Source organism: Pseudomonas sp. PS02290, from assembly GCF_029960075.1.
Lineage (GTDB): Bacteria > Pseudomonadota > Gammaproteobacteria > Pseudomonadales > Pseudomonadaceae > Aquipseudomonas.
Genome location: NZ_JASCOY010000176.1, coordinates 1 through 5,220, shown reverse-complemented (window position 1 = coordinate 5,220; position 5,220 = coordinate 1). Strand labels below are relative to the sequence as shown.

Genomic DNA, 5,220 nt, shown 5'->3' with positions numbered 1-5,220 from the left:
TTTGCGTTTGAAGATCAAAAGCAAATCAAAAGCTTCCCGGCTAAAGCCGGCCCCACTGGCTGCATGCATTGCTTTTAGTGGGACCGGCTTTAGCCGGGAAGAGGCCTGTTTGTGCACCGATATCGTCGGAGGGTGAGCTGGATACCCACCCATCATTCACTTGTACGATGTCTTATCACGAGGTATTACTAGCGTCCCGTAAAAAAATAATAGAACGGAGATCGCTACATGGACTCATCCCTGTCCGCCTTGCCCCCGCACGCTGAAACCGCTAGTCACTCAAGCGGCAACACGCGCCGCAGCTTCCTGAAAAAATCCCTCGCTGTCTCTGCCACGCTGGCCACCGTCGGCACCGCCGCCCTGCCCCGCCTCGCGTCTGCCGCAGAGCCCCTGAGCCAGCGTTACCCGGATCCGCTCATTCACATTCTCGACGACAGCTTTCTCGAACTGCGTGTCTTCAACGCCAGCGTGGAAAAACTCGCCACCGGCATGCGTTGGGCCGAGGGGCCGGTGTGGGTCGGCGACGGGCGTTACCTGCTGGTCAGCGATATCCCCAACAACCGCATCATGCGTTGGGACGAAATCACCGACACCTTCACGGTGTACCGCGAGCATTCCAACTTCTCAAACGGCATGTGCCGCGATCGTCAGGGACGCCTCATCGTCTGCGAAGGTTCGACCACGACCAGCGAAGGCCGGCGCATCACCCGCACGGAATACAACGGCACCATCACCGTGCTGGCCGACAGCTTCGACGGCAAACCCTTCAACTCCCCCAACGACATCGTCTGCAAAAGCGACGGCTCGATCTGGTTCAGCGACCCGCCCTTCCAGACCAGCAACAACTACGAAGGCCACAAAATCACCCCGACCCAGCCCCACGCTGTCTACCGCATCGACGGCGAGACCAGGAAAGTCACCCGGGTGATCGACGACCTCGCCGGCCCCAACGGCCTGTGCTTCTCCCCTGACGAAAAGACCCTGTACGTCGTCGAAGGTCGCGCCAAACCCAACCGCCTGATCTGGGCCATCGCGGTCAAGGACGACGGCACCCTGGGCGAACGCCGCAAACACATCGAAGGCCTGGACTACGCCGCCATCGATGGCATGAAGTGCGACGAAGCGGGCAACCTGTGGTGTGGCTGGGGAGGCAACGGCGACCCCAAGGCCGACCTCGAAAAACTCGACGGCGTGCGTGTCTTCAACCCCCAGGGCAAGGCCATCGGGCACATCTCGTTGCCAGAACGCTGCCCGAACTTGTGCTTCGGCGGACGCGAAGGGAATCGGCTGTTCATGGCGAGCAGCCACTCGATTTATTCGTTGTTTGTGAATACGCGTGGGACTGGGTTTGCGGTGTAAGGGGCTGGCTGGATCACAAGACGGTCAAACGACCGTCTACCTCCGCACTCTTGGACTTAAGGGGACCGTCCCCTTAAGGATTTAAGTGTCACAGTCCGAAAATATCAAGATGTCCAAGTTGAAATGCCTCGCTCAGCTCAACTTCCTCATTAACGTCCCCCTCACTCAAACACTTGCATGGCCTATTCTCCAGCGCTGCGCGCACTAGGTCATGTAGCGCCGACGATTTAAAATTGACCTCAAGCCATAGTGTACTGTCATCATCATGGCTCAAGCGTGCGTCATAATCCGCTGTAGTCTTAGAATTTTGATCTTTCAAGTACAAAAATTCTTGATCTACCCGAACGCAAGACTCACTCGCCTTTAAAGAATCCATAATGCGCTGAGCTGTAAGATCGTTGGAAAATACCAATCTATATTCATGACTCATGAGCCGTGCGGCCTCCCTCGGACTGTGTGTAAATCAATGGAATTAAGAATGCCGATATGACTTTTGTTTGGATCCGTCGTGCCGGTGCCATGATCATCTAGAGTGTTTCCATAAGGATTAACTTTATTGAGCGAAAGGAGTCCGACCCCTTTAACAGTCCCTCTAAGCCTGATTGGTCACAGGCGAGCGAGATTTTCTGCCCCGAACGCAGGATAGGTCTGTCATAGGGTGCCGGTGCAAAAGATCGGTATTGCACCTGGCGTTGCGAGTTGCGCCTGCTCACCGGTCTTACGCCCAAATATCAAGTTCTCCATGGCTTGAACAAAGCCCAGTCCCTGTATCCAAAGCCCGTCGTGGATGAGGCTCAAGAGGTAGCAGCAACCCTTTTCGTCGATCAACAGCGCGCCGTGGCCGTGATGGACTTCGGCGATGCTCACCAAGGTAGTGCCCAGGCGTTGCTCCCACTCAAGGAAATCTTCGCTTCCATGCAGATGTTCAAATGTGCCAAAGGCGACATCACTGGTAGCACACTCCTCTCCTGCGCCGCAGATGCCCACTTGCACCCCGGCAAGCTGTTTAAGTAGAGCAGCGGCAGGATGCTCGGGTGGAACGTAACGCGGTAGTGGTACGGTGGAGGTGCTGGGCCAGCCTGCGGCGAGAAAAAGTGGGCTCAGGCTTTCAGGGAGTTCGATCAGCGGGGGTACGTTCAGTGTGTCGGTCACGATTTCACCAAGCTGTTAGTGGGAGATATAAAGAAAAAATAAAGGAGTCTGTCCCATTCGAACACGCTGGAATCGGATCGGATCGGATCGGTCAGGCCGACTTCTTCGGCGAATTCAGAGAGTTAAAGGGTCCGTCCCCTTCAACTCTGTAGTGTTGGAGGATGCTTAAGACGAAAGGCCTTATGTAATGGAACTTCATCATCTTGCTCCCCACCCTCTAAGCATCTGTATTGTTTGGTGTCAATTGCAGCCTTCAGCAACTCGTATAAATTCGGGGATCGAAAGCCTACTTCGAGCCAGAGTGAATTAGAGTCCTCTAGCGTTAGTCTCACATCATAGGCTGCTTCACTGTTCACACTCAGCTCTTTCAAGCAAATACATTCGCCAGCCGCACCAATGCATGCCGTACTGGTTTTCACCGAGTCAAGGACATTGCGAGCTGAAAACGAGTCCTCGAATACTAATCTGAATTCATAGCTCATAATCCGCGTGGTTTCCCCCGGACAATAGGTAAGTCTTTAGGGTTACGAATACCAATATGGTACTTATCTGGATCGGTTGTTATCTCTCCTTTATCGTCAAGCTGGTTTTCACATGGGTCCTCTTTGTGCATGTGCGAGTTAAAGGGGTCTGTCCCCTTTAGCCCAAGATCAACACGTTCGTGCCTAGTGCCTTCCACTCTAAAGGTGTGACTGATAAAAGCATCTGCGCCTCCGCACTTACTCGCATTATCGATATATTTTCCGCCTTTTTGAAAGCATCGTCACGGATGGCAAGATCCTTCCTGAGAAGTGTTGCCTTTAACTCACTCAGATTTTGCTTAGAGTTAACGGGGTCCGTACCCTTTAGCCTCTTAAGCCAGCTAAAGGGGGCAGCGCACTTTCGCTTTTTATCTGCACAATTAAGAGGGGTCACCCCCTATAATGCTCTACATTAATAAAAGATTAACTCGCGGACGCTGTTCACGAAACGAATCTCGGCATCACCGCCCACTATTTCTTCAAACTCTCTAAAAAAGAAGTCCAAGTCCTTTGAGAACACAAAGAATGCATCACGACCATGCTCTCCAGACACCAATGCTCGTAGTATGTAGTGGCAGCTTTCATGTAGTGTTTCATACAACTCTTTTCCGATTATCGATAAATATTGAGCCTGAACAATACTAGCTAGCATCGAACTTTTAGGCATTGTTGTGGGCCTATGCCTCGAGATCACGTTGTGTCTCCTGAGGTCTTTGTCATACTGCATATGTTCTTGAACCAGCCTTTCGAATTTGCCGGCTTTACCTCGAAACAGGAGCCGAGGCATTCCTTCGACGTCTTCCGCCAGTGGTATTTTTATACTCAAATTATTTATATCGACTGAATAGCATTTTGATACAAGCGCTTTTATAGCCGCTTCACCTTGGGCCGTCGTTCCGAAGCCAACCCCTCCTTGCAGATTCGTAGCCATCACCAAGGCGAACTCGTCAGTATCATCCGCGGACATTTCTCTTATAAAATCGTTAGCATGTTTTTTAAACTCACCAAATTCGGCTTTAAAGCATAAGATCTTGTAGTATTTCATATCAGATTCCTTTACGTCCTGCCGGGTAGGTGAACACTATTACCGCACCCTTTGTATTTGTGGCGTGAAGATGTGGAATTTCATGGTGAGCTGGTTGATCATCTCCGACCAAGTCAGGGTGCCCATCTGGATGCTCGAACACCTCTGCTACCCCATTTTTATCCCTGCGCCCTAGCGTGGTGATCCCGCGACTTTTCATACAGTTGCAATTCACTCCATGGCTACTCAGGTTGAGATCTTTCATTGGGATCGCCTCCCCACCTCTACCTAACCGCGGTACCTGAGCATGTTGCTGGGCCTTTTTCATTGCGCTCCTACGGCTATTTGTTGCGACAACTTTTTGCAAACCGAGTGGGTCGATCCAACCCGTCGGATTTGAAACGTAGTGATAGAGATTTAGCCCACCACTGTAGCCAATCGGATCCTTGCTAATAAACCGACCGACCCTTGGATCATAGTACCGATGCCGGTTGTAGTGCAGGCCGGTTTCGTGGTCGTGGTATTGGCCTTGGAAACGGATGGGGTTGGTCAGGCCGACTTGCTGGGCGAACTCTGAGCGCTGTTCTTGCGCCTCGCCCCACGCTTTGTATTGGGCGCTCCAGGCGGTGTTGCCGTTTTGGTCGGTCATTTCCTGGGGCGTGCCGAGGTGGTCGCATTGGTACCAGGCAAGGGCGTCGATCGGCAGCGCTGTGGGTTTGTAGGTCCAGAGCGGGTCTTCTATGAAGTTGTAGCGGCCGGTGTAAGTTGGCTGGCTGACGAGACGAATCGTTTCGTGGCGGATGGCTTGGGCCACCGGGACGAATGTGCCGGGCTCGTGGATGTAATGGACCGTGCGGCCTAGCGCGCCGGCGTAGGGCGGCGGGCTGCTTTCCCAGGCGAGGTTGTCGCCATCCCAGCCGTACAGGGTAAAGCCGCAGCCGAGCGCGCGCTCTTTGCGGGCGTGTTCGTTTTCGTTCCAGCCTGTGCCGGCTTCGGGGCGCGGGCGGTAGTGGGCTTTTGAAAGTTTGTAGAGGCGGCGTCCGAGGGGGTCGTAGCCGAAGTCGACAGTCAGACGCGGATCGCGGAAGTGCACCAGACGATCGAATAGATCCCAGTGCAGTCCGCTGCGCAGACCGTTGGTCCAGCGCTCGGTTTGGTTACCGC

The 5,220-nt window shown here is 53.4% G+C and carries 5 protein-coding genes; 1 reads left to right on the top strand and 4 read right to left on the bottom strand.

The window, feature by feature from the left end; translation table 11 throughout:
- Positions 1-228: 228 nt before the first annotated feature.
- The gene (locus tag QMX88_RS28705; RefSeq protein WP_282373625.1) at positions 229-1,359 is read left to right on the top strand and encodes an SMP-30/gluconolactonase/LRE family protein; all 1,131 of its coding nucleotides are present in this window, start codon (positions 229-231) and stop codon (positions 1,357-1,359) included.
- Positions 1,360-1,447: 88 nt separating this feature from the next.
- On the opposite strand, the gene QMX88_RS28700 is transcribed toward QMX88_RS28705, so the two are convergent.
- From QMX88_RS28700 to QMX88_RS28685, 4 genes are all read right to left on the bottom strand, one after another.
- Positions 1,448-1,789: a hypothetical protein gene (locus QMX88_RS28700; protein ID WP_282373624.1), complete on the bottom strand. Its 342-nt coding sequence runs from the start codon at positions 1,787-1,789 to the stop codon at positions 1,448-1,450.
- Between the two features lie 221 nt (positions 1,790-2,010).
- On the bottom strand, positions 2,011-2,511 hold the full coding sequence (locus tag QMX88_RS28695) for an SUKH-3 domain-containing protein (RefSeq protein ID WP_282373623.1): 501 nt from the start codon (positions 2,509-2,511) through the stop codon (positions 2,011-2,013).
- A gap of 933 nt (positions 2,512-3,444) precedes the next feature.
- The gene (locus QMX88_RS28690) at positions 3,445-4,077 is read right to left on the bottom strand and encodes a hypothetical protein (RefSeq protein WP_282373622.1); all 633 of its coding nucleotides are present in this window, start codon (positions 4,075-4,077) and stop codon (positions 3,445-3,447) included.
- 1 nt (position 4,078) lies between these two features.
- Positions 4,079-5,220 (bottom strand): RHS repeat-associated core domain-containing protein (locus tag QMX88_RS28685; RefSeq protein ID WP_282373621.1); only part of this gene is annotated, 1,142 nt, incomplete at its 5' end.